Origin of the sequence: Winogradskyella eckloniae (assembly GCF_013249045.1) — a bacterium.
Taxonomy (GTDB): domain Bacteria; phylum Bacteroidota; class Bacteroidia; order Flavobacteriales; family Flavobacteriaceae; genus Winogradskyella; species Winogradskyella eckloniae.
In genome coordinates, this window is record NZ_JABRWP010000008.1 from 80,868 (window position 1) to 104,565 (window position 23,698).

Annotated in this window: 37 protein-coding genes; 34 read left to right on the forward strand and 3 right to left on the reverse strand. The window is 34.1% G+C overall.

Going from position 1 to position 23,698, the window contains the following annotated elements:
* Positions 1-1,278 (reverse strand): replication-associated recombination protein A, encoded by a 1,278-nt coding sequence (locus HNV08_RS13280; protein ID WP_173281835.1) that lies wholly within the window; start codon positions 1,276-1,278, stop codon positions 1-3.
* A gap of 141 nt (positions 1,279-1,419) precedes the next feature.
* On the opposite strand from HNV08_RS13280, the gene HNV08_RS13285 reads away from it, so the two are divergent.
* Positions 1,420-2,199 (forward strand): rhomboid family intramembrane serine protease, encoded by a 780-nt coding sequence (locus tag HNV08_RS13285; RefSeq protein ID WP_173281837.1) that lies wholly within the window; start codon positions 1,420-1,422, stop codon positions 2,197-2,199.
* 38 nt (positions 2,200-2,237) lie between these two features.
* On the opposite strand, the gene rlmB is transcribed toward HNV08_RS13285, so the two are convergent.
* Together rlmB and HNV08_RS13295 are read right to left on the reverse strand one after the other, a co-directional pair.
* Entirely contained in the window at positions 2,238-2,972 is a 735-nt protein-coding gene (rlmB, locus tag HNV08_RS13290; protein ID WP_173281839.1) for a 23S rRNA (guanosine(2251)-2'-O)-methyltransferase RlmB, read from the reverse strand.
* A gap of 58 nt (positions 2,973-3,030) precedes the next feature.
* Positions 3,031-4,719 carry a BamA/TamA family outer membrane protein gene (locus HNV08_RS13295; protein WP_241697226.1) on the reverse strand — a complete coding sequence of 563 codons (1,689 nt, stop codon included), beginning with the start codon at positions 4,717-4,719 and terminating at the stop codon, positions 3,031-3,033.
* Between the two features lie 177 nt (positions 4,720-4,896).
* On the opposite strand from HNV08_RS13295, the gene rpsL reads away from it, so the two are divergent.
* The 33 genes from rpsL (at position 4,897) to carA (ending at position 23,578) form a co-directional block, all read left to right on the forward strand.
* Positions 4,897-5,271 (forward strand): 30S ribosomal protein S12, encoded by a 375-nt coding sequence (rpsL, locus tag HNV08_RS13300; protein ID WP_019386263.1) that lies wholly within the window; start codon positions 4,897-4,899, stop codon positions 5,269-5,271.
* Between the two features lie 22 nt (positions 5,272-5,293).
* Positions 5,294-5,770 carry a 30S ribosomal protein S7 gene (gene rpsG, locus HNV08_RS13305; protein WP_173281840.1) on the forward strand — a complete coding sequence of 159 codons (477 nt, stop codon included), beginning with the start codon at positions 5,294-5,296 and terminating at the stop codon, positions 5,768-5,770.
* 3 nt (positions 5,771-5,773) lie between these two features.
* Complete coding sequence (fusA, locus tag HNV08_RS13310; protein WP_173281842.1) at positions 5,774-7,894, forward strand: elongation factor G; 2,121 nt, start codon at positions 5,774-5,776, stop codon at positions 7,892-7,894.
* Between the two features lie 17 nt (positions 7,895-7,911).
* Positions 7,912-8,217: a 30S ribosomal protein S10 gene (gene rpsJ, locus HNV08_RS13315; RefSeq protein WP_007650482.1), complete on the forward strand. Its 306-nt coding sequence runs from the start codon at positions 7,912-7,914 to the stop codon at positions 8,215-8,217.
* Positions 8,218-8,343: 126 nt separating this feature from the next.
* A complete protein-coding gene (gene rplC / locus HNV08_RS13320; RefSeq protein WP_173281844.1) occupies positions 8,344-8,961 on the forward strand; it encodes a 50S ribosomal protein L3 in 618 nt (205 codons plus the stop codon).
* A complete protein-coding gene (gene rplD, locus HNV08_RS13325; RefSeq protein WP_173281845.1) occupies positions 8,961-9,590 on the forward strand; it encodes a 50S ribosomal protein L4 in 630 nt (209 codons plus the stop codon). Before rplC ends, rplD begins: the two co-directional genes overlap by 1 nt.
* A 5-nt stretch (positions 9,591-9,595) precedes the next feature.
* Positions 9,596-9,886, forward strand: a complete 291-nt coding sequence (gene rplW, locus HNV08_RS13330; RefSeq protein WP_173281847.1) for a 50S ribosomal protein L23 — start codon at positions 9,596-9,598, stop codon at positions 9,884-9,886.
* A gap of 12 nt (positions 9,887-9,898) precedes the next feature.
* A complete protein-coding gene (rplB, locus tag HNV08_RS13335) occupies positions 9,899-10,726 on the forward strand; it encodes a 50S ribosomal protein L2 (RefSeq protein ID WP_173281849.1) in 828 nt (275 codons plus the stop codon).
* A 10-nt stretch (positions 10,727-10,736) separates the two neighbouring features.
* Positions 10,737-11,015, forward strand: a complete 279-nt coding sequence (gene rpsS, locus HNV08_RS13340) for a 30S ribosomal protein S19 (protein WP_173281850.1) — start codon at positions 10,737-10,739, stop codon at positions 11,013-11,015.
* A 5-nt stretch (positions 11,016-11,020) separates the two neighbouring features.
* Positions 11,021-11,428: a 50S ribosomal protein L22 gene (gene rplV / locus HNV08_RS13345; protein WP_173281851.1), complete on the forward strand. Its 408-nt coding sequence runs from the start codon at positions 11,021-11,023 to the stop codon at positions 11,426-11,428.
* 9 nt (positions 11,429-11,437) lie between these two features.
* The gene (gene rpsC / locus HNV08_RS13350) at positions 11,438-12,154 is read left to right on the forward strand and encodes a 30S ribosomal protein S3 (protein WP_173281852.1); all 717 of its coding nucleotides are present in this window, start codon (positions 11,438-11,440) and stop codon (positions 12,152-12,154) included.
* A gap of 20 nt (positions 12,155-12,174) precedes the next feature.
* Positions 12,175-12,594 carry a 50S ribosomal protein L16 gene (gene rplP, locus HNV08_RS13355; RefSeq protein WP_008269176.1) on the forward strand — a complete coding sequence of 140 codons (420 nt, stop codon included), beginning with the start codon at positions 12,175-12,177 and terminating at the stop codon, positions 12,592-12,594.
* 12 nt (positions 12,595-12,606) lie between these two features.
* A complete protein-coding gene (rpmC, locus tag HNV08_RS13360; RefSeq protein WP_173281853.1) occupies positions 12,607-12,798 on the forward strand; it encodes a 50S ribosomal protein L29 in 192 nt (63 codons plus the stop codon).
* A 17-nt stretch (positions 12,799-12,815) separates the two neighbouring features.
* The gene (gene rpsQ, locus HNV08_RS13365) at positions 12,816-13,073 is read left to right on the forward strand and encodes a 30S ribosomal protein S17 (RefSeq protein ID WP_040756784.1); all 258 of its coding nucleotides are present in this window, start codon (positions 12,816-12,818) and stop codon (positions 13,071-13,073) included.
* A 2-nt stretch (positions 13,074-13,075) separates the two neighbouring features.
* Entirely contained in the window at positions 13,076-13,444 is a 369-nt protein-coding gene (gene rplN, locus HNV08_RS13370; protein ID WP_173281854.1) for a 50S ribosomal protein L14, read from the forward strand.
* Between the two features lie 12 nt (positions 13,445-13,456).
* Entirely contained in the window at positions 13,457-13,768 is a 312-nt protein-coding gene (gene rplX / locus HNV08_RS13375) for a 50S ribosomal protein L24 (protein ID WP_173281855.1), read from the forward strand.
* Between the two features lie 2 nt (positions 13,769-13,770).
* Complete coding sequence (gene rplE, locus HNV08_RS13380; RefSeq protein WP_173281856.1) at positions 13,771-14,322, forward strand: 50S ribosomal protein L5; 552 nt, start codon at positions 13,771-13,773, stop codon at positions 14,320-14,322.
* A 2-nt stretch (positions 14,323-14,324) separates the two neighbouring features.
* The gene (gene rpsN / locus HNV08_RS13385) at positions 14,325-14,594 is read left to right on the forward strand and encodes a 30S ribosomal protein S14 (protein ID WP_173281857.1); all 270 of its coding nucleotides are present in this window, start codon (positions 14,325-14,327) and stop codon (positions 14,592-14,594) included.
* A 63-nt stretch (positions 14,595-14,657) separates the two neighbouring features.
* Positions 14,658-15,056 carry a 30S ribosomal protein S8 gene (gene rpsH, locus HNV08_RS13390; RefSeq protein ID WP_173281858.1) on the forward strand — a complete coding sequence of 133 codons (399 nt, stop codon included), beginning with the start codon at positions 14,658-14,660 and terminating at the stop codon, positions 15,054-15,056.
* Positions 15,057-15,068: 12 nt separating this feature from the next.
* Positions 15,069-15,611, forward strand: coding sequence for a 50S ribosomal protein L6 (gene rplF, locus HNV08_RS13395; RefSeq protein WP_173281859.1), 543 nt, complete (start codon positions 15,069-15,071; stop codon positions 15,609-15,611).
* Positions 15,612-15,621: 10 nt separating this feature from the next.
* Positions 15,622-15,978: a 50S ribosomal protein L18 gene (gene rplR / locus HNV08_RS13400; protein ID WP_173281860.1), complete on the forward strand. Its 357-nt coding sequence runs from the start codon at positions 15,622-15,624 to the stop codon at positions 15,976-15,978.
* Positions 15,979-15,984: 6 nt separating this feature from the next.
* Positions 15,985-16,509 carry a 30S ribosomal protein S5 gene (rpsE, locus tag HNV08_RS13405; RefSeq protein WP_173281861.1) on the forward strand — a complete coding sequence of 175 codons (525 nt, stop codon included), beginning with the start codon at positions 15,985-15,987 and terminating at the stop codon, positions 16,507-16,509.
* Between the two features lie 13 nt (positions 16,510-16,522).
* Positions 16,523-16,702: a 50S ribosomal protein L30 gene (rpmD, locus tag HNV08_RS13410; protein ID WP_008269164.1), complete on the forward strand. Its 180-nt coding sequence runs from the start codon at positions 16,523-16,525 to the stop codon at positions 16,700-16,702.
* Between the two features lie 15 nt (positions 16,703-16,717).
* On the forward strand, positions 16,718-17,170 hold the full coding sequence (gene rplO / locus HNV08_RS13415; RefSeq protein WP_173281862.1) for a 50S ribosomal protein L15: 453 nt from the start codon (positions 16,718-16,720) through the stop codon (positions 17,168-17,170).
* Between the two features lie 9 nt (positions 17,171-17,179).
* Positions 17,180-18,544 carry a preprotein translocase subunit SecY gene (secY, locus tag HNV08_RS13420; RefSeq protein WP_173281863.1) on the forward strand — a complete coding sequence of 455 codons (1,365 nt, stop codon included), beginning with the start codon at positions 17,180-17,182 and terminating at the stop codon, positions 18,542-18,544.
* A gap of 12 nt (positions 18,545-18,556) precedes the next feature.
* Positions 18,557-18,772: a translation initiation factor IF-1 gene (gene infA / locus HNV08_RS13425; protein WP_007094967.1), complete on the forward strand. Its 216-nt coding sequence runs from the start codon at positions 18,557-18,559 to the stop codon at positions 18,770-18,772.
* 4 nt (positions 18,773-18,776) lie between these two features.
* Complete coding sequence (gene ykgO, locus HNV08_RS13430) at positions 18,777-18,893, forward strand: type B 50S ribosomal protein L36 (protein ID WP_008269159.1); 117 nt, start codon at positions 18,777-18,779, stop codon at positions 18,891-18,893.
* Between the two features lie 2 nt (positions 18,894-18,895).
* A complete protein-coding gene (gene rpsM / locus HNV08_RS13435; RefSeq protein ID WP_173281864.1) occupies positions 18,896-19,270 on the forward strand; it encodes a 30S ribosomal protein S13 in 375 nt (124 codons plus the stop codon).
* 102 nt (positions 19,271-19,372) lie between these two features.
* Entirely contained in the window at positions 19,373-19,756 is a 384-nt protein-coding gene (gene rpsK / locus HNV08_RS13440) for a 30S ribosomal protein S11 (RefSeq protein ID WP_173281865.1), read from the forward strand.
* Between the two features lie 217 nt (positions 19,757-19,973).
* Entirely contained in the window at positions 19,974-20,579 is a 606-nt protein-coding gene (gene rpsD / locus HNV08_RS13445; RefSeq protein ID WP_173281866.1) for a 30S ribosomal protein S4, read from the forward strand.
* A gap of 94 nt (positions 20,580-20,673) precedes the next feature.
* The gene (locus tag HNV08_RS13450; protein WP_173281867.1) at positions 20,674-21,666 is read left to right on the forward strand and encodes a DNA-directed RNA polymerase subunit alpha; all 993 of its coding nucleotides are present in this window, start codon (positions 20,674-20,676) and stop codon (positions 21,664-21,666) included.
* A gap of 70 nt (positions 21,667-21,736) precedes the next feature.
* Positions 21,737-22,210 carry a 50S ribosomal protein L17 gene (gene rplQ, locus HNV08_RS13455; protein ID WP_173281868.1) on the forward strand — a complete coding sequence of 158 codons (474 nt, stop codon included), beginning with the start codon at positions 21,737-21,739 and terminating at the stop codon, positions 22,208-22,210.
* A gap of 264 nt (positions 22,211-22,474) precedes the next feature.
* Complete coding sequence (gene carA / locus HNV08_RS13460) at positions 22,475-23,578, forward strand: glutamine-hydrolyzing carbamoyl-phosphate synthase small subunit (RefSeq protein WP_173281869.1); 1,104 nt, start codon at positions 22,475-22,477, stop codon at positions 23,576-23,578.
* The last annotated feature ends 120 nt before the right edge of the window (positions 23,579-23,698 follow it).

The following is a 23,698-nucleotide window of genomic DNA, read 5'->3' on the forward strand; positions in this document are numbered from 1 at the left end:
TTAATAGCCATACTTATCTTTCCAAAGCTGCTTTAAATAATTGCGCTGTGCTTGCTCACGCGCATTATTTCCCGGATTGTACAATTGGGTGTTTGCAATTACTTCAGGTAAAAATTCTTGAGCAGCAAAATTGTTTTCGTAACTGTGAGAGTACTTGTAGTTATCGCCATATCCTAATTCTTTCATTAGTTTTGTTGGCGCATTTCTAATGGCTAGCGGAACCGATAAATCGCCAGTTTCTTTCACTAAATGTTGAGCTCTATTAATGGCTTCATAAGCCGCATTACTTTTTGCAGAGCTCGCTAAATAAGTTGCACACTGACTTAATATTATTCGAGATTCAGGATGACCAATAACAGAAACAGCCTGAAATGTATTATTTGCAATTACCAATGCTGTTGGGTTGGCATTACCAATATCTTCACTTGCGAGAATTAATAATCGTCTTGCAATGAATTTCACGTCTTCTCCACCTTCTATCATTCGTGCTAAATAATAAACAGCAGCATTAGGGTCGCTACCACGTATAGATTTAATAAATGCAGAAATAATATCGTAATGTTGTTCGCCTGTTTTGTCATACCGAGCAGCTTTGTTCTGCACTTGTTTGGTCACAAGTTCATTAGTGATAATGATTTTATCATCTTCAAATGACGCGACTAGAAGCTCAAAAATATTTAACAACTTTCTTGCATCACCACCAGAGATTCTCAGTAAAGCTTCCGTTTCTTTTAGTTCAATGTTTAATTTAGATAGAGTTACGTCCTCCTTTAAAGCACGTTGTAATAACGCCTCTAAATCAGCTTTACTAAAAGCATTCAAAGTATAAACTTGGCATCGAGATAGAAGTGCAGAGATGACCTCAAAACTTGGATTTTCAGTAGTTGCACCAATTAGCGTTACCCATCCTTTTTCTACAGCCTCTAAAAGCGAATCTTGTTGAGATTTGCTGAACCTATGAATTTCATCAATAAATAGAATAGGATTTTTAGCAGTGAATAAACCACCACTTTTCTTAGCTTTATCTATAACGTCTCTAATATCTTTAACACCAGAGTTAATAGCACTTAACTTAAAAAATGGACGTTCAGATTCATTGGCTATTATGTTGGCCAATGTAGTTTTTCCAATGCCAGGAGGTCCCCAAAATATCATAGATGGTATAACACCACTTTTAATTTGCTGATACAACATACCATCTTTGCCAACTAAATGCTGTTGACTTAGGTAATCATCTAAAGTGTTTGGTCTAAGACGTTCTGCTAAGGGTGTGTTCATAAGCTCAAAATTACAAAATGCTTTTGTTTTGAATTCAATTAATTCGTTAATTCCATATTCTAGACGGTTGGTTTCGTCATTTACTCTGCCAATTTTGCAGACATTTCCATTTTGGATATAAAATTGAAATAGATTTTTAATATGAACAATACCCAACAATTTAAATATTCTAATAGCATCATTGTTTACCCATTGCTACTACTATTTGCTATTTGGCTGGTATTTTGGTATCAAGTAAGAATTGATGGAAGTATAAAAAACTTTGGTATTAGACCACAAGAGCTAGAAGGTTTATTAGGTATAGTAACAAGTCCATTTTTGCATGGCGATATTAACCATATTTATAATAACTCAATTCCGCTTTTTGTTCTGAGTTTAGCGTTGTTTTATTTTTATAACAAAATTGCCTGGAAAGTCATTGGCTTTGGTATTCTAATATCCGGAACATTAACGTGGTTAATTGCCAGTAGTGGAAATCATATTGGAGCTAGTGGCTTGGTTTATGTTTTGGTTAGTTTTATTTTTTTTAAAGGCATTTTTGCTAAACATTATCGCCTAATTGCATTGTCTCTATTAGTGATTTTTCTTTATGGAAGTATGATTTGGTATGTGTTTCCTATAAAAGCTGGTATGTCTTGGGAAGGTCATTTGTCTGGATTAATAACAGGTTTATTATTTGCCTTAATTTTTAGAAAACAAATAGCAAAGCCAGAACGTTACAAATGGGAAGAACCTCATTATAATGAAGATGATGATCCATTTATGAAACACTTTGATGAGAATGGTAATTTTATAGAGATAGAGCCAGAAGATATTGAGCCTGATGACATGTCAAAACTACGACCAGAACAACATCAGGTAAATACAAGTCTAAAGACTAACGTATCTATCCATTATACTTTTAAAAAGAATAACGAATAAGGGATTTAAACCTTAACAGAATATTTAAACCTAGTTTCTTAGCTACGCTGCCTTACAGCTTCATATAAAAACGCACCACAAGCCACAGATACATTTAAGGATTCAATATCGCCCAAAATAGGAAGTTTAGCTTGGTCATCAACTACTTTTAGAACGGAAGGGTTAATGCCTCTGCCTTCAGAGCCCATAATAATAGCACAAGGTTCTTTAAAGGAAACATCATATACATAATTGTTTGCTTTTTCCGTAGCAGCTATAACTTTAATGCCCGAAGATTGCATATGAAACACAGCGTCTTTTATATGGTCTACCTTACAAATTGGAATTTTAAAAATGGCACCAGCACTTGTTTTAATAGTGTCTCCATTAATAGGTGCACCACCTTTTTTTTGAATAATTATTCCGTTAACTCCAGTACATTCTGCGGTTCTAACAATGGCACCAAAATTTCTGACATCACTTAATTGGTCTAACAATAAAAATAAAGGCGTCTTTTGAGATTCAATAACACGCATGACCATCTCATCAATATCATGAAACGCAATTGGCGAAATTTGAGCAACAGCGCCTTGGTGGTTACCTCGAGTTAAACGATTTAATTTTTCTACTGGTACATATGAGGAATTAATACTTTCAGCTCGAATTAAGTTTTCCAATTCCTTAAATAAATCGCCTTGCAATCCTTTTTGCATAAAAACCTTATCAATAGTTTTACCTGATTTTACGGCTTCAATAATTGCTCTAATACCAAAAATTGTGGTTTCGTCTTTCATGTATATAATATATGCTAAAGATTAGTTAGGTGTTATGTGCAAATGTATTGAAACAGAATTAAAAAGTCGCAGTTAAACTCACATGAACTTTAGAATCTGATAATTTAAAAGCTCTATTTTCTGTTTTTCCACTAGAATAATTAAAACGAAAAAGTCCAGCATTGGTTAAAAGACCAAAACCAAGACCGAATCCAAACAATTTTTCTTTAGCATTATTTATTGAGTTTTCTAAATACGCGGCATCAAAAACAGAATTAATATAGATGTTGGAACTTAATCTATATCTATATTCTGTACTTATGACACCATAGAGATCTGCAGTTAAACTGTTTTCTTCAAAACCTCTAATAGAATTAATCCCTCCAAAGCGAAATAGTTCATTGTCTAGATAATCATTTGAGTTTAATGATGCTCCACTTAGTTTTGCAAAAATGCTATTAGTTGCATTAAGGTTAAATATTTTGAATGTTTCTAAATTAAAAACATTTTGTTTCTCAGAGCTAATGTCTGTGTTGCGATCGCCATAGCCTGCCGAAAAATTAAACCAAAAGTTAATAGGGAATAAGAGGTCGTGCTCTTGGGACTTTATATAATTGTATTCAAAGGTATAATAATTGGTGGTATAGTCATTTAGAGTGTTAGTGTCATTTTCTAGAAGATTAGTCGAGTTTGTAGATGTTATTCCAATTCCAATTTTATGACGGTTGTTAATCTGGTAATTTACTTTAGCATATTGATTGGCGTTTAAGAACGTAGAATCTTTTCTAAAAATATTTAAACCAACTTGAATACCGATAGGTGTAGAAAATAAATAGGGTAAGTCTGTATCAATTTTAAATGTCTGTTGGTCAATCTCATCACTTTTATAAAGTAGGTTTAAGGTTTCGCCATAGTTGAGATTATTTACTAGCCTTAAATCTAAGTAGCCATCAAATTCTAGTCTATTAGTGTCTTCATTTGTACCAAACCCTAAAAACCCATCAAAATTATTAGTTTTAGTTTTTTCTATATAAAGGTATAATGTGGTCGAGTCTTTAGTGAATAGCACCTCAGGATCTTTAATTTTAGACGCAAAGCGAATATCATTTAATAGATCTATTTTGTTTTTTATGGTATTTAAATTAAAGGAATTACCAGTTTTTAATTTTAAAAAATGCTTAATATAGGCTTTGGGGAATTTATCATAGCCCTTAATTATAATGTTGTCAATACGGCGTTTCTGATTAGATTGAACCTTTATGTTCGCAGAAATCAAATCAGGTTCTAACTTTCTTAAATGGGTAAGTTGTAATGTTGAAAACGGATCACCATCTTCTGCAATTTTAGAATTTAACGAAAGGAGGTGGCTTTCGAGATCTTCAATCTTAATATCAATATATTGGTTTTGCGTTGTGGTTTGGATTAGGTTAGGGTATTTATTAATGAACTTTTTGTCAAAAAAGATCCTAACGGTGTTGATTTTTTGCCCTAAAATGAGGTTGGCTTCAAATAAAGAATCATTTTTTTTTACAATGTCTTCTATAGAAGTGTCAATAAAGCCATGCTGAGTCAGTGTGTTTTTTAAACGTTCAACTTCAAGTTGTAATTTAGAGTAATTGATAAAATCGTTTTGATAACCTAATGAGTCTATGACCTTCGTTTTTTGATCATCTTCTCCTAAAACCCTCAATTTTAGAGATTGCGCATCACTTTGCGTTGTGAAAATCACTAGAAAAAATATAAAAACGGTTTTGTTGTATAAAGACATTAATACTAAATAGAATAACACATATAGTAACGTAAAAATAGAATATTATATATAGGAGTAAACCTAAAGTTTATAATTCTTTTAAAAATTAATTCTCAAGTGTTTGAATAATAGATATTAATTCCTACCTTTGCAGCCCTCAAAAGTGAGGGTTAATAAAATTTTATATAGAAATATATGCCAACAATTTCACAATTAGTACGAAAAGGAAGAGCCAAAATAACCAAGAAGAGTAAATCGGCTGCTTTAGATTCGTGTCCTCAGAGACGTGGTGTATGTACTCGTGTTTACACAACGACACCTAAGAAACCTAACTCAGCAATGCGTAAGGTGGCAAGGGTTCGTTTAACAAACGGAAACGAAGTAAATGCATACATCGGTGGAGAAGGTCACAATTTACAAGAGCACTCGATAGTATTGGTTAGAGGTGGAAGGGTAAAAGATTTACCAGGAGTTAGATATCACATTGTTCGTGGTGCTTTAGATACAGCAGGTGTATCAGGTAGAACGCAACGTAGATCTAAGTATGGTGCAAAACGCCCTAAGAAGTAATTTAAAACTTTAAGAAGAAGACATGAGAAAAAGAGCAGCAAAAAAGAGACCGCTTTTACCAGATCCAAAATTTAATGATCAGTTAGTAACACGTTTTGTTAACATGATGATGTGGGATGGTAAGAAGTCTATCGCTTTTAAAGTATTCTATGATGCAATTGATATTGTTGAAGAGAAAAAAAATGATGACGAAAAAACAGCTTTAGAAATTTGGAAAGAAGCTTTATCTAACGTAATGCCTCACGTAGAAGTACGTAGTCGTCGTGTTGGTGGTGCTACATTCCAGATTCCAATGCAAATTCGTCCAGACCGTAAAGTTTCAACCGCGATGAAGTGGTTAATTGGCTATGCACGTAAGAGAAACGAAAAATCTATGGCGCAGCGTTTAGCATCAGAAGTATTAGCTGCGGCTAAAGAAGAAGGTGCGGCTGTTAAGAAAAGAATGGATACTCACAAAATGGCAGAAGCTAATAAAGCATTCTCTCACTTTAGATTTTAAGAAATGGCAAGAGATTTAAAATTTACTAGAAATATAGGTATTGCAGCACATATTGATGCTGGAAAAACTACAACGACAGAGCGTATTCTTTATTATACGGGTGTTTCGCACAAAATAGGTGAAGTACATGATGGTGCTGCAACTATGGATTGGATGGAGCAAGAGCAAGAAAGAGGTATTACAATTACGTCTGCTGCTACAACTTGTGAATGGAAGTTTCCTATTGAAAATGGGGAGCCAACTCCTGAAACAAAAGGTTATCATTTTAATATTATAGATACTCCTGGTCACGTTGATTTTACGGTTGAAGTAAACCGTTCATTACGTGTATTAGATGGGTTAGTTTTCTTGTTTAGTGCAGTTGATGGTGTTGAGCCACAGTCTGAAACGAACTGGAGATTAGCAGATAATTATAAAGTACCTCGTATTGGTTTCGTTAATAAAATGGACCGTCAAGGATCTAACTTTTTAGGTGTTTGTCAGCAGGTAAAAGATATGTTAAAGTCAAATGCAGTGCCAATTGTATTAAACATTGGTGATGAAATTGATTTTAAAGGTATTATCGATTTAGTTAAAAATAGAGCTATTGTTTGGCATGATGAAACTCAAGGGGCAACTTTTGATGTTATCGAAATTCCAGATGAGCTTAAAGCAGAAGCAAGAAAGTATAGAGCTTTATTAATAGAAGAGGTAGCTAGTTACGATGAGAACTTATTAGAAAAGTTCATGGAGGATGAGGATTCTATTACAGAAGAAGAAGTGCATGCTGCACTTAGAGCTGCTGTAATGGATATGGCTATTATTCCAATGATTTGTGGTTCTGCTTTCAAAAATAAAGGTGTACAGTTTTTATTAGACGCTGTATGTCGTTATTTACCTTCGCCTACAGATAAAGAAGGTATTGTAGGTGTTAATCCAGAAACAGAGCAAGAAGAAATTCGTAAGCCAGATGTAAAGGAGCCATTTGCTGCTTTAGCATTTAAAATTGCTACAGATCCTTTTGTGGGTCGTTTAGCATTCTTTAGAGCATATTCTGGTCGATTAGATGCTGGTTCTTACGTGTTAAATAATCGTTCTGGTAAAAAAGAACGTATCTCTCGTATCTATCAAATGCATGCTAACAAGCAGAACGCTATTGATTTTATTGAAGCTGGAGATATTGGAGCTGCTGTTGGATTTAAATCTATTAAGACAGGAGATACTTTAACAGCAGAAAAGCATCCAATAGTGTTAGAATCAATGGATTTTCCAGATCCAGTAATTGGTATCGCTGTTGAGCCTAAAACCAAGGCAGATGTTGATAAATTAGGAATTGGTTTGGCTAAATTAGCTGAGGAAGATCCGACATTTACAGTAAGATCAGACGAAGCTTCAGGGCAAACAATTATTTCTGGAATGGGTGAGCTTCACTTAGATGTTATTGTAGATCGTTTAAAGCGTGAGTTCAAAGTAGAAGTTAACCAAGGTCAACCTCAAGTAGAATATAAAGAAGCTATTACAGCGTCTGCTGATCATAGAGAAGTTTATAAAAAACAATCTGGTGGTCGTGGTAAATTTGCGGATATCGTATTTACAATTGAGCCAGCTGACGAAGGTCAAGTAGGATTGCAATTTGAATCTGTAATTAAAGGTGGTAACGTTCCTAAAGAATTTATACCATCAATTGAAAAAGGATTTAAACAAGCAATGATTAATGGGCCATTAGCAGGTTTCGAGGTGGATGCTATGAAAATTACTTTAAAAGATGGATCGTATCACGATGTCGATTCTGATCAATTATCTTTTGAGTTAGCAGCAAAATTAGGTTTTAAAAATGTGGCAAAAGCAGCTAAAGCTGTTATTATGGAGCCTATTATGAAACTTGAAGTTATTACTCCTGAAGAAAACATGGGTGATATTGTTGGAGATTTAAATAGAAGAAGAGGTCAAGTAAGTGATATGGGAGATAGAGCTGGAGCTAAAACGGTTAAGGCTACTGTACCATTATCTGAAATGTTTGGTTATGTAACAACATTAAGAACGTTATCTTCAGGTCGTGCAACATCAACTATGGAATTTTCACATTACGCAGAAACGCCTTCAAATATATCTGAAGAGGTGATTAAAGCATCTAAAGGAGAATAATCTTAAAAGTTAAGAAAATGAGTCAAAAAATAAGAATAAAATTAAAGTCTTACGATCATAACTTAGTAGATAAGTCTGCTGATAAGATTGTAAAAACAGTTAAAAGTACAGGTGCTGTAGTAACAGGTCCAATCCCGTTACCAACACACAAGAAAATTTTTACTGTATTACGTTCACCACACGTAAATAAGAAGTCTAGAGAACAATTTCAATTAAGCTCTTACAAGAGATTATTAGATATTTATTCTTCGTCTTCAAAGACCATTGATGCTTTAATGAAGCTTGAATTACCAAGTGGAGTAGAAGTTGAAATTAAAGTGTAATTACACAAGTAACATGTCCTAAGCTGCGAGCGAGGGAAAAACGGTATAAAATACAATTCAAGGCTGAAACGTATTTTCGGCCTTGAATTTTTAATAACAAATAGTAATAATTAATAAATAATAAATATGTCTGGGTTAATTGGAAAAAAAATCGGTATGACCAGCATTTTCGATGAAAATGGAAAGAATATTCCATGTACAGTAATCGAAGCTGGACCATGTATCGTTACCCAAGTCAGAACTGAAGAAGTGGATGGTTATTCAGCCCTTCAATTAGGTTTCGATGACGCGACAGAAAAAAGCGCTACAAAAGCAGACTTAGGTCATGCTAAAAAAGCGGGTACTTCTGTAAAACGCAAAGTTGTTGAATTCAAAGGTTTTGGTGAGGAGTACAAGTTAGGTGATGCAATCACAGTAGAACAGTTTACTGAAGGAGAATTTGTGGATATTGCAGGGACTTCAAAAGGTAAAGGTTTTCAAGGTGTTGTTAAGCGTCATGGATTTGGTGGTGTAGGTCAAGCAACGCATGGTCAACATAACCGTTTAAGAGCTCCAGGTTCTATTGGTGCAGCTTCTTATCCTGCGAGAGTTTTCAAAGGAATGAAGATGGCCGGAAGAATGGGCGGTGAAACAGTAAAAGTTCAAAATTTAAGAGTTTATAAAGTAGTTGCTGAAAAGAACTTACTTGTTGTAAAAGGATGTGTTCCTGGTCACAAGAATTCTTATGTAATCATTGAGAAGTAATGAAGGTAGCAGTTTTAGATATAAACGGAAAAGATACGGGTAGACAAGCAGAGCTTTCTAAAGACGTATTCGCTATAGAGCCTAATAATCATGCAGTCTATTTAGATGTTAAGCAATACTTAGCAAATCAAAGACAAGGTACGCATAAGGCAAAAGAAAGAGCAGAGATCGCTGGTAGTACACGAAAGATAAAGAAACAAAAAGGAACAGGTACGGCACGTGCTGGTTCTATCAAATCTGGTGTATTTAAAGGTGGTGGACGTATGTTTGGTCCTAGACCAAGAAACTATGGTTTTAAATTAAATAAGAATTTAAAGCGATTAGCACGTAAATCTGCATTAAGTATCAAAGCAAATGATAAATCAATTTTGGTTTTAGAAGACTTCAATTTTGAAGCTCCAAAAACAAAAAATTTCGTCAATGTTTTGAAGGCATTAGAGGTTGAAAACAAAAAATCTCTTATTGTGTTGGGTGGGTCAAATAATAATGTATATTTGTCATCACGTAATTTTAAAGGTTCAGAAGTTGTAACTACTTCAGAATTAAGCACTTATAAAATAATGAATGCTAATAAAGTGATTCTTATTGAAAGTGCATTAGAAGGAATTGAATCGAATTTAAGTAAATAGAACAGATGAGTATCTTAATAAAACCTATAATCACAGAAAAGGCAACCATGCAAAGTGAGTTGTTAAATGCGTATGCATTTGAAGTGAAAACAAAGGCGAACAAGGTAGAAATCAAAAAAGCGGTTGAGGCTGCTTATGGAGTTTCTGTAGAAAAAGTTCGTACGATAAATGTCCGTCCAGATAGAAGAACCCGTCATACAAAGACAGGTATTCAACATGGTAAAACAAATGCTGTTAAAAAAGCAATTGTACAACTGGCGGAAGGTGAAGTAATAGATTTATACACTAACATGTAATTTTAGACATTAATGTCAGTAAGAAAATTAAAACCGATCACATCAGCTCAGCGATTTAGAGTAGTAAATGGATTTGACGCCATAACTACTGATAAGCCGGAGAAAAGCTTGCTTGCTCCGAAAAAAAGATCTGGTGGTAGAAACAGTCAAGGAAAAATGACCATGCGCCAATTGGGTGGAGGTCATAAGAAACGTTATCGTATCATTGATTTTAAACGTAACAAAGCAGGAATTCCTGCGGAGGTTAAATCAATAGAATACGATCCAAACAGAACTGCATTTATTGCATTATTGAATTACCAAGATGGTGAGAAACGTTATGTTATCGCACAGAATGGTTTGCAAGTAGGGCAAAATATAGTGTCTGGTGAAAGTGGAATTGCTCCAGAAATTGGAAATGCAATGCCTTTAAGTGAAATCCCTTTAGGTACAATTATTTCTTGTATAGAGTTGCGTCCAGGTCAAGGGGCTGTTATGGCTCGTAGTGCTGGTGCTTTTGCTCAGTTAATGGCAAGAGGTGATAAGTTCGCTACAGTGAAATTACCTTCAGGTGAAACTAGAATGATTTTAATCACGTGTATGGCAACAATTGGAGTTGTGTCTAACTCTGATCACCAGTTATTAGTATCTGGTAAAGCAGGTAGAAGTAGATGGTTAGGAAGACGTCCAAGAGTAAGACCAGTAGTGATGAATCCAGTAGATCACCCAATGGGTGGTGGTGAAGGTAAATCTTCAGGTGGACATCCAAGAAATAGAAACGGTGTTCCTGCTAAAGGATTTAGAACGCGTTCTAAGACAAAGTCGAGTAATAAGTATATTGTAGAACGTAGAAAGAAATAATTAAGATAGTATGGCACGTTCATTAAAAAAAGGACCTTATATCCACTATAAATTGGAAAATAAAGTTGCAGATAATGTAGCTTCAAATAAAAAGACAGTAATTAAAACTTGGTCTAGAGCATCAATGATTTCTCCGGATTTCGTTGGGCAAACGATCGCAGTTCATAATGGTCGTCAATTTGTACCAGTTTATGTTACTGAAAATATGGTAGGTCACAAATTAGGAGAATTTTCACCAACACGATCGTTTAGAGGTCATGCAGGTGCTAAGAATAAAGGTAAAAAATAAGAATCATGGGAAGTCGTAAAAAACAAATGGCGGAAGCTATTAAGGCTGAAAAAAAGCAGATTGCTTTTGCTAAGCTAAATAACTGTCCTACATCACCTAGAAAAATGCGTTTAGTAGCGGATTTAGTAAGAGGTGAGAAGGCAGAGAAAGCTCTTCAGATTCTTAGATTTAGCCAAAAAGAAGCGTCACGTCGTTTAGAGAAACTTGTAATGTCTGCAATAGCAAACTGGCAAGCTAAAAATGAAGATGCTGATGTTGAAGAAGCTAAACTTTATATCAAAGAGATAAGAGTTGATGGTGGCGCAATGCTTAAGCGTTTAAGACCAGCACCACAAGGAAGAGCACATAGAATAAGAAAGAGATCTAATCACGTAACAGTGGTAATAGATGCAATAAATAAAACACAAAGCTAAGATAGAGATATGGGACAAAAGACAAATCCAATCGGAAATCGCTTAGGAATTATCAGAGGATGGGAATCTAACTGGTACGGAGGAAACGATTATGGTGATAAACTTGCCGAAGACGATAAGATTAGAAGATACGTTCATGCGCGTTTATCTAAAGCTAGTGTAAGTAGAGTAATTATTGAGCGTACGCTTAAACTTGTAACCGTTACTATCACTACTGCTAGACCTGGTATTATTATCGGTAAAGGTGGCCAAGAGGTAGATAAGTTAAAAGAAGAGCTTAAGAAAATTACTGGTAAAGAGGTTCAATTGAACATCTTTGAGATAAAGAGACCTGAACTCGATGCGTATTTAGTAGCAGCAAGTGTTGCGCGTCAAATAGAAAGTAGAATTTCTTACAGACGTGCTATAAAAATGGCTATTGCAGCAGCTATGCGTATGAATGCTGAAGGAATTAAAATTCAAATTAGTGGTCGTTTAAATGGTGCTGAAATGGCACGATCAGAACACTATAAAGAAGGAAGAATTCCTTTGTCTACATTTAGAGCTGATATTGATTATGCTCTTGTTGAGGCACATACTACTTATGGTAGATTGGGCATCAAAGTTTGGATTATGAAAGGCGAAGTATATGGAAAAAGAGAACTTTCTCCATTAGTTGGCTTATCTAAGCAAAAAAGTAAAGGTGGACGCGGTGGAAATAAGAACCAATCTCGTCGTAGAAAGTAATTTTTTAAAGAAAAGAAAAAATGTTACAGCCTAAAAGAACAAAATTTCGTAAGCAGCAAAAAGGACGTATGAAAGGAAATGCGGGAAGAGGACATTTGTTATCAAATGGAACTTTCGGTATTAAGTCACTAGAGTCGACTTTTATTACTGCACGTCAAATAGAAGCAGCACGTATTGCGGCTACTCGTTACATGAAAAGAGAAGGATCGTTATGGATTAAAATATTTCCAGACAAGCCTATTACAAAGAAACCTCTTGAAGTACGTATGGGTAAAGGTAAAGGTGGTGTTGAATATTGGGCAGCAGTGGTTAAACCAGGACGTATGTTATTTGAAATAAGTGGCGTGCCATTAGACGTAGCTCAAGAAGCATTGCGTTTAGCAGCACAAAAACTTCCGGTAAAAACTAAGTTTATCATAGCTAGAGATTACGAAGCTTAATAAAAAGATATTATGAAGCAATCAGAAATTAAACAGCTTTCAACGGCTGAGTTACAAGAGAAACTTAGTGAGACTAAAAAGAGTTATACAGACCTAAAAATGGCTCATACTATTTCTCCTTTAGACAATCCAATCCAGTTACGTGTAGCACGTCGTGCAGTAGCTAGAGTGGCAACTGAATTAACTAAAAGAGACGTACAATAATTGTATTCTGCTGAAAGATGGAAAAAAGAAACTTAAGAAAAGAACGTATAGGGATCGTAACTAGTAACAAAATGGAGAAATCTATTGTTGTATCTGAAGTTAAGAAAGTAAAACACCCTATGTATGGAAAGTTCGTGTTAAAGACAAAGAAATATGTCGCACACGATGAAACAAACGACTGCAACGAAGGCGATACTGTAAAGATAATGGAAACAAGACCTTTAAGTAAGTCTAAATGTTGGAGATTAGTAGAAATAATTGAAAGAGCGAAGTAATTATGGTACAACAAGAATCAAGATTAAAAGTAGCTGATAACACTGGTGCAAAGGAAGTTTTAACTATCCGTGTATTAGGAGGAACTAAAAGAAGGTACGCTTCTGTAGGAGACAAAATTGTTGTTTCTGTAAAAGATGCAACACCTAATGGAAACATTAAAAAAGGTGCTGTGTCTACTGCGGTTGTAGTACGTACTGCAAAAGAAGTAAGACGTCCAGATGGATCTTACATTCGTTTTGATGACAATGCGTGTGTATTATTAAATCCGCAAGGAGAGATGAGAGGCACACGTGTTTTTGGTCCTGTAGCTAGAGAACTTCGTGATAAACAATTCATGAAAATTGTATCATTGGCACCTGAAGTGCTTTAATTGATAAATAAAATGACAAAGCTAAAGATAAAATCAGGAGATACAGTAAAAGTAGTTGCAGGTGACCATAAAGGTACAGAAGGCAAAGTACTTAAAGTATTAGTAGATAAAAACAAAGCCATCGTAGAAGGTGTAAATATGGTTAAGAAACATACGAAACCAAGTGCACAAAATCCTCAAGGTGGAATTGTAGAGAAAGAAGCATCAATTCATATTTCAAATTTAACGTTGTTAACTTCGAAAGGAGAAGCGACTAGAGTTGGTTATAAAATGGATGGGGATAATAAAGTGAGATTTTCTAAAAAATCTAATGAAGTAATTTAATTATGGCTTACGTTGCAAGATTAAAACAAGAGTATAAGGACAAAGTTGTTGCTGCTCTTACGGAAGAATTTGGATATAAAAATGTAATGCAAGTACCTAAACTTGAAAAGATAGTAATATCTAAAGGTGTTGGTGCTGCTGTGGCAGATAAAAAATTAATTGATCATGCTGTAGAGGAACTTACAAAAATATCTGGACAGAAAGCTATACAAACAATGTCTAAGAAGGATGTTGCTTCATTTAAGTTACGTAAAGGGATGCCAATTGGTGCTAAAGTAACTTTAAGAGGTGAGCAAATGTATGAGTTCTTAGATCGTTTAGTAACTTCAGCTTTGCCTAGAGTTAGAGATTTTAACGGTATCAAAGCAACAGGTTTTGATGGTCGTGGAAATTATAACTTAGGTGTTGTAGAACAAATCATTTTCCCAGAAATAGATATTGATAAAATCAATAAAATTTCAGGAATGGATATAACATTCGTTACCTCTGCTGCGACAGATAAGGAAGCGAAGTCTTTATTAACAGAACTAGGATTACCATTTAAAAAGAATTAATTATGGCTAAAGAATCAATGAAAGCCCGTGAGGTGAAGCGTTCTAAAACGGTAGCTAAATATGCTGAAAAACGCAAAGCTTTAAAAGAAGCTGGTGATTATGAAGCATTACAAAAATTACCAAAAAATGCTTCTCCAATACGTCAGCATAACCGTTGTAAACTTACAGGAAGACCAAAAGGTTATATGAGACAATTTGGAATTTCTCGTGTAACGTTTAGAGAAATGGCTAACCAAGGGTTAATTCCTGGAGTTAAGAAAGCAAGCTGGTAAAAATTATAAATTGGTTTCAGGTTTGGCAATAGTGCCAAAAACCGCTACCGCAAATTAATAAATATGTATACAGATCCAATAGCGGATTATTTAACGCGAGTTAGAAATGCAGTAAAAGCCAACCATAGAGTGGTTGAAATTCCTGCATCTAACTTAAAAAAAGAAATAACTAAGATTTTATTCGATCAAGGATATATCTTAAGTTATAAATTTGATGACTCTACAGTACAAGGTACAATTAAGATTGCACTAAAGTATAGTAAAGAGACTAAAGAGTCTGTCATTAAAAAAATTCAAAGAATCAGTAAACCAGGTTTACGTAAATATGCTTCTTCTAACGAAATGCCAAGAATCCTTAACGGTTTAGGTATTGCAATTGTATCTACTTCTCATGGAGTAATGACAGGTAAACAAGCGCAAAGAGAAAATGTTGGTGGTGAAGTTTTATGTTACGTATACTAAAAACAGGAAATTATGTCAAGAATAGGTAAAAACCCAATAACAGTTCCTGAAGGTGTAACACTTGAAATAAAGGACAACGTAATTACTGCTAAAGGTAAATTAGGAGAATTATCTCAAGAGTATTCAGATATTGAAATTAAATTAGAAGATGGTACTATAACATTAGAGCGTGCTTCTGATAAGAAAGATTTAAGAGCAAAACATGGTCTTTATAGAGCATTAATTGCAAATATGATTGAAGGCGTATCTAAAGGCTGGACCAAAGAATTAGAATTAGTTGGTGTAGGTTACAGAGCTTCAAATCAAGGACAAAAGTTAGATTTAGCAGTTGGATTTTCTCATAACATAGTTATGGATATTGCTCCAGAAGTGAAAGTTGAAACGATTTCGGAGAAAGGAAAAAATCCTATAGTAAAATTAACGTCTTTTGACAAACAATTAGTTGGTCAAGTTGCTGCTAAAATTCGTGGCTTCAGAAAACCAGAACCTTACAAAGGAAAAGGTATCAAGTTTGTTGGTGAAGAAATTAGAAGAAAAGCAGGTAAATCAGCGTAATAATTAAGTTATGGCATTGACAAAGAACGAAAGAAGATTAAGAATTAAGAGCAGAATCCGTAAGGTAGTATCTGGTACTGAAACTAGACCAAGATTAGCTGTTTTTAGAAGTAATAAAGAGATATATGCTCAAATAGTGGATGATGTATCTGGTAAAACTTTGGCAGCAGCATCTTCTAGAGATAAAGATATAGCGAAGTCTAAAGGAAACAAAACAGAAATTGCAGCGTTAGTTGGAAAATCTGTTGCTGAAAGAGCTATGAAAGCTGGTGTTGAAACTATTTCTTTTGATAGAGGTGGTTATTTATATCATGGAAGAGTAAAATCATTAGCAGAAGGTGCTAGAGAAGCAGGACTTAAATTTTAAGACATTATGTATCAAAAATATAAAAACGCAGAGCTTGTTAAACCAGGCGGATTAGAATTGAAAGATCGTTTAGTTGGCGTTCAGCGTGTAACTAAAGTAACTAAAGGTGGTAGAGCATTTGGTTTTTCTGCAATTGTTGTTGTAGGTGACGAAACAAATGTTGTAGGACACGGTTTAGGAAAATCTAAAGATGTTGCTACAGCAATTGCTAAAGCAGTTGAAGACGCAAAGAAAAACTTAGTGAGAATTCCTATCATTAAAGGTACTTTGCCACATGAGCAAAAAGGTAAATTTGGTGGAGCAAGAGTAAATATAATTCCAGCAGCACCTGGTACAGGTGTTATTGCAGGTGGAGCGGTAAGAGTTGTTTTGGAAGCAGTAGGTGTACATGATGTATTATCTAAGTCACAAGGTTCTTCAAATCCTCATAATGTAGTAAAAGCAACATTTGATGCTTTATTACAATTAAGAGATGCTAAGTCTGTAGCTAAAGAGCGTGGAATTTCACTTGAAAAAGTATTTAACGGTTAATCGATAGGATAAGATGGCAAAGATTAAAGTAAAGAAAGTAAAAAGTGCAATCAATCGTACTAAAAGACAAAAGTTAACATTATTAGCTTTAGGATTAAAAAAGATTGGACAAGTAGTAGAGCACGACGCCACGCCAAACATCCTTGGTATGGTTAAGAAAGTTGAACATTTAGTTTCTGTAGAAGAAGCTTAAAAATATAACTTAACAATGGATTTAAGTAATTTAAAACCTGCAGAAGGTTCAGTAAAAAATCAAGGGAAGCGTATCGGTCGTGGACAAGGTTCTGGTAAAGGTGGTACTGCTACACGTGGTCACAAAGGAGCAAAATCACGTTCAGGATATTCTAAGAAATTAGGTTTTGAAGGTGGTCAAATGCCATTACAAAGACGTGTACCTAAATTTGGTTTTACAAATATTAATAGAGTAGAGTATCAAGGTATAAATCTAGATACATTACAACAATTAGTAGACGACAAAAAAGTTAAAGATAGTGTTGATTTTGAATCTTTAGTATCTATGGGATTAGCTGGTAAAAATGAGCTAGTAAAAATCTTAGGTAGAGGTGAATTAAAATCAAAGCTTAAAGTAACTGCTCATAAATTTACTGCTACAGCAAAAGCTGCTATTGAAGCTGCTGGTGGTGAAGCTGTAACTTTATAAGAATTAAGGATGAAAATAATAGAAACATTAAAAAACGTTTGGAAGATCACAGAGCTAAAGGATAGAATTATCTTAACCTTAGGTTTATTATTAGTGTATCGTTTTGGTGCTCAGGTTGTATTACCTGGTGTTAATATTGATGCTCTAGGTGGTTTACAAGATGGAACAACAGGTGGTCTGTTAGGTTTATTAAATGCATTTACTGGTGGCGCATTTGCGAATGCATCAGTGTTTGCCTTAGGTATTATGCCTTACATTTCTGCATCGATTGTAGTTCAGTTAATGGGTATTGCGATTCCTTATTTACAAAAACTTCAGAAAGAAGGCGCGAGTGGTCAAAAGAAGATAACGCAAATTACACGTTGGTTAACCATCGTTATTTGTTTAGTTCAGGCGCCAGGATATTTGGCAAGTATACCAAGTTTATCTGGTGCAACTTCAATGGGAGCATTACTTGTACCAGGCTTTAGTGAAACTATATTTTATGTTTCATCTGTGATTATTTTAGTAACTGGTTGCGTATTTGCAATGTGGTTAGGAGAAAAAATTACGGATAAAGGTATAGGAAATGGTATTTCCTTATTAATTATGGTTGGTATTATTGCTACGTTACCAGCATCATTTATTCAAAATGCGGCTTCTAGATTAGAAGGTGGAAATGGAGGTTTTATGATGATTTTAATAGAAATGGTAATTTGGTTCTTAATTATTTTAGCATCCGTATTCTTAGTAATGGCAGTGAGAAAAATTGCCGTTCAGTATGCTAGAAGAACAGCTTCTGGTGGTTATGAAAAGAATGTTTTTGGATCACGTCAATTTTTACCATTAAAATTAAATGCTTCTGGTGTAATGCCAATTATCTTTGCACAGGCTATTATGTTTGTACCTGGATTAATAGGGAGTTCATCTTGGTTAAAAGATACATCAGTTGGACTTTGGATGCAGACTAACTTTGCTGACATGTTTGGTTTTTGGTATAATCTAATGTTTGCTATATTAATTATTATATTCACATATTTTTATACTGCTATCACAGTACCAACTAATAAGATGGCTGATGATTTAAAACGAAGTGGCGGATTTATTCCTGGTATAAGACCAGGTTCTGAAACCTCTGAGTATTTAGATAAAATTATGTCTCAAATTACTTTACCAGGATCAATATTCTTAGCTTTGGTGGCGATTTTTCCGGCCTTTGTTATGAACTTATTGAAGGTACAAGCAGGTTGGGCATTATTTTTCGGAGGTACATCGCTGTTAATTATGGTAGGTGTGGCTATTGATACCATGCAACAGATTAATTCTTATTTATTAAATAAGCATTATGATGGTTTAATGAAAACAGGTAAGAATAGAAAAGCGGTTGCGCAATAAGAAATAAAAATTATGGCAAAGCAAGCAGCAATAGAACAAGACGGAACAATAATTGAGGCATTATCTAATGCAATGTTTCGAGTAGAATTAGAAAATGGTCATATAGTGACTGCACATATCTCTGGTAAAATGCGTATGCATTATATTAAATTACTACCAGGTGATAAAGTGAAATTAGAAATGAGTCCTTACGATTTAACGAAGGCTCGTATAACTTATAGATACTAATACGATGAAAGTTAGAGCATCAGTAAAGAAAAGAAGCGCAGACTGTAAATTAGTGCGCAGAAAAGGTAGACTTTACGTCATTAACAAAAAGAATCCTAGATTCAAACAAAGACAAGGGTAATTATGGCAAGAATTGCAGGTGTAGACATACCAAAACAAAAAAGAGGAGTTATCTCTTTAACTTATATCTACGGAGTAGGTAGAAGTAGAGCAAAGGAAATATTAGCAGCAGCTAAAGTTGACGAAAGCACAAAAGTACAAGATTGGTCTGACGACGAAATTGGAGCAATCCGTGACGCAGTTGGAACTTTTAAAATCGAAGGTGAATTACGTTCTGAAACACAAATGAACATTAAGCGATTAATGGATATTGGATGTTACAGAGGTATTCGTCATAGAGTTGGACTTCCATTAAGAGGACAACGTACTAAGAATAACTCTCGTACAAGAAAAGGTAGAAGAAAAACGGTTGCTAACAAAAAGAAAGTAACTAAATAATAAATAGTCTTTAGTCTATTAGACGTTGGAAAGAATCTGTTTGAAATTTAACGGTTTAGGATTCTAGCGACTATAAACTAATACTAAAAACTAAAAGTAAACATGGCAAAGGCAAGTACTAAAAAACGTAAAGTTATAGTTGATGCAATTGGTGAAGCACACATTACAGCTTCTTTTAATAACATCATCATTTCTTTAACAAATAAAAAGGGTGACGTTATTTCTTGGTCATCAGCAGGAAAAATGGGTTTCAGAGGTTCTAAAAAGAACACACCTTATGCTGCACAGTTAGCGGCAGAAGATGCTGCAGGTGTAGCTAAAGAAGCTGGTTTAAAGAAAGTAAAAGCATATGTAAAAGGTCCAGGAAATGGTAGAGAATCAGCTATTAGATCTATACATAATGCAGGAATTGAAGTATCAGAAATTATTGATGTTACTCCAATGCCACATAATGGTTGTCGTCCTCCAAAAAGACGTAGAGTTTAATCTGAAATAAATTCAGTGTTCTAGCATTTAATGTTAGAAATAGTCTCGAAACATTTAAGTAAACTAATATCATTCATAAAAATGTATTGATATTAGTTTATTTTGCATAAATTTGCAAACTGAAAAAATTAACACAAGTATCAATCGAGAGGTTAACGGTTATAGAAGGATAAGATTAAGACCTTAATTCTAAAATCACTCTCAAAACAAATTTAAAATGGCAAGATATACTGGTCCTAAAACAAAAATCGCCCGTAAATTCGGACAAGCGATCTTCGGAGATGACAAAGCCTTCGAAAAAAGAAATTACCCTCCAGGGCAACACGGTAACAACCGTCGTCGTGGTAAAAAATCTGAATATGCTATCCAATTAATGGAAAAGCAGAAAGCAAAATATACGTATGGTATATTAGAAAAGCAATTCAGAAACATGTTTAAAAGAGCAACGGCTGCACAAGGGATTACAGGTGAAGTTTTACTTCAATTATGTGAATCGCGTTTAGATAACGTTGTTTACAGAATGGGAATCTCTCCTTCTAGATCTGGTGCTAGACAATTAGTATCTCACAGACACATTACTGTAAATGGTGAAAAGGTAAACATTCCTTCTTACCAATTAAAAGCAGGAGATGTTGTTGGTGTTAGAGAAAAATCTAAATCATTAGCAGCTATTCAAAATTCATTAGCTAATTCTAGCAATGTTTACGAATGGATTACTTGGAATACAGGATCAATGGAAGGAACTTACGTTTCTGTACCTGCGAGAATCCAAATTCCAGAACAGATCAATGAGCAAAACATCGTTGAACTTTACTCTAAATAATAATTAATCATATTGGTATTTAGCCAAAGGATTTATTAGTCTTCTTCATACTTTTAAATCGCGCAACTAAATAACAATTAAAACGAAGAACACTATGGCAATATTAAATTTTCAGAAACCGGATAAGGTAATCATGATTGATTCTACTGATTTCGAAGGTAAATTCGAATTCAGACCGTTAGAACCTGGTTATGGTTTAACAGTAGGTAATGCATTAAGACGCGTTCTTTTATCTTCTTTAGAGGGTTTTGCAATTACTTCTGTTAGAATAGAAGGTGTAGATCATGAGTTTTCTACAATTTCTGGTGTAGTAGAGGATGTTACTGAAATGATTTTGAACTTAAAGCAAGTTAACTTTAAGCGTCAAATAGATGAAATTGATAATGAGACTGTGACGATTTCAATATCAGGTCAAAATCAAATTACAGCTGGAGATTTTCAGAAGTTTATTTCAGGATTTCAAGTTTTAAATTCAGATTTAGTAATCTGTAACTTAGATCCTAAAGTAAACATTAATATGGAGTTAACTATTGAAAAAGGAAGAGGATATGTTCCTGCAGAAGAAAATAAAAAAGCATCTGCACCAATCGGAACCATCTTTACGGATTCAATTTTTACACCAATAAAGAATGTAAAATATAGTATTGAAAACTACCGTGTTGAGCAAAAAACGGATTACGAAAAATTAGTTTTCGAAATTCAAACGGACGGTTCAATCAATCCAAAAGATGCTTTAACAGAAGCAGCTAAGATATTAATTCACCACTTCATGTTATTCTCTGATGAGCGTATCACTTTAGAGGCGGATGAAATAGCACAGACTGAAACTTATGATGAAGAGTCACTTCACATGAGACAACTATTGAAAACTAAATTAGTTGATATGGATCTTTCTGTACGTGCGCTTAACTGTTTAAAAGCGGCAGAAGTAGATACTTTAGGAGACTTAGTATCTTTCAATAAAAATGATTTAATGAAATTCAGAAACTTCGGTAAGAAGTCTTTAACTGAGCTAGAAGAACTAGTAAATGTAAAAGGATTAAATTTCGGAATGGATTTAAGCAAATATAAATTAGACAAAGACTAATACAATTTAATACTAATCATATTTTGCTCCTCGCTAATGAGTATAGTAGCAAGATGATAAAACAAAGGTCATGAGACACGGAAAAAAATTCAACCATTTAGGAAGACAAACAGCACATAGAAAAGCTATGTTAGCTAATATGGCTTGTTCATTAATTGAGCATAAACGTATTAACACAACAGTGGCGAAAGCAAAAGCTTTAAAGCAGTTTGTAGAACCAATGATTACTAAATCTAAGACAGATACTACACACAACAGACGTATTGTTATGTCTAGACTTAGACAAAAAGAAGCTGTTTCTGAATTATTTAGAGATGTAGCTACTAAAGTTGGTGATCGTCCAGGAGGTTATACACGTATTATTAAACTTGGTAACCGATTAGGTGATAATGCTGATATGGCGATGATAGAATTAGTGGATTACAACGAAATCTACAATGCTGGTAAAGCTCCTAAGAAAACAACTCGTAGAAGTAGAAGAGGTGGTAGCAAGGCTACAACTACACCACCAGTAGAAACTAAAGCTTCAAACGAAGAAGAATAATTATTATGTTAATAAGCATTAATAAATATAAAGGATAGACTGTTTCAGTTTATCCTTTTTTTTTGGACTTTTGCAAAGTAAAAATACAATTTGAACGAAATTAGTCACATGTCTATAAGTAATTGTAGTAGTGTAGGTGCTAATGTGAAACAGTGTATCATTCAATTAAATTGTATACGTTACGTCAAATGAAAATGATTAGTTTACATCAGCATTTTAAAATAATATATAGTTAATAGCAATAAACGATACAACGCAACAAAAATGAAATACAAACAAAGAAAAAAAGCCCTTATTCTTTTAGCAGATGGAACGATTTTTCATGGTAAATCCATAGGAAAAGAAGGTTCTGCCTTTGGAGAAGTTTGTTTTAATACAGGGACAACAGGATATCAAGAAATTTTCACTGACCCTTCATATTATGGTCAATTAATGGTTACTACTAATGCCCACATTGGTAATTATGGTACGAAAGAAGATGAAGTAGAATCGGATGACATTAAAATTGCTGGATTAATATGTAAAAACTTTAGTTTTAATTATTCTAGACCTGCGGCAGATGCTTCTTTAGAAGATTTTTTTGAAAAGCATAATACCTTAGCTATTGCAGATGTAGATACGCGTGCGTTAGTGAGCTATATTAGAGATAATGGTGCAATGAATGCTGTGATAACTACAGAGGTAGATAATTTAGATACATTAAAAAAGCAGTTAGCAGATTCTCCTTCAATGAAAGGTTTAGAATTGGCATCTAAAGTGTCTACGAAAGCACCTTATTTTGTGGGTGATGAAAATGCAACCTATAAAATTGCAGCATTAGATATAGGCATTAAAAAAAATATTCTAAGAAACTTAACAAGTAGAGATGCTTATGTAAAAGTGTTTCCATATAATGCTAAGTTTGAAGAATTAGAAGCTTTTAATCCTGATGGTTATTTCTTATCAAATGGACCTGGTGATCCAGAACCATTGGTAGATGCGCAAGCGTTGGCAAAAGAGATAATCGCTAAGAACAAGCCATTATTTGGTATTTGCTTAGGGCATCAAGTCATTGCATTGGCCAATGGTATTTCTACTTATAAAATGCATAATGGGCATAGAGGTATCAATCATCCTGTTAAAAACTTAATTACAGGTAAAGGTGAAATAACATCTCAAAATCATGGTTTTGCCATTAATAGAGAAGAAACGGAAGCGAATGACCATGTAGAAATTACTCATGTGCATCTTAATGATAATACAGTTGCAGGCATAAAAATTAAAGATAAAAATTGTTTCTCTGTACAGTATCATCCAGAAGCAAGTCCAGGACCAAATGATTCTTTATATTTATTTGATCAATTTATAGACTTAATAAAAAATAATTAAACTAAAATATTAAAAACGCAATAGAACAACAGTTTTATTGTGTTTTTTTAGTTACGAAAACATTATAGTAAACTTTAATCATAAATATGATTTTTGTACTGTATTAAGTTTTAGATTTTC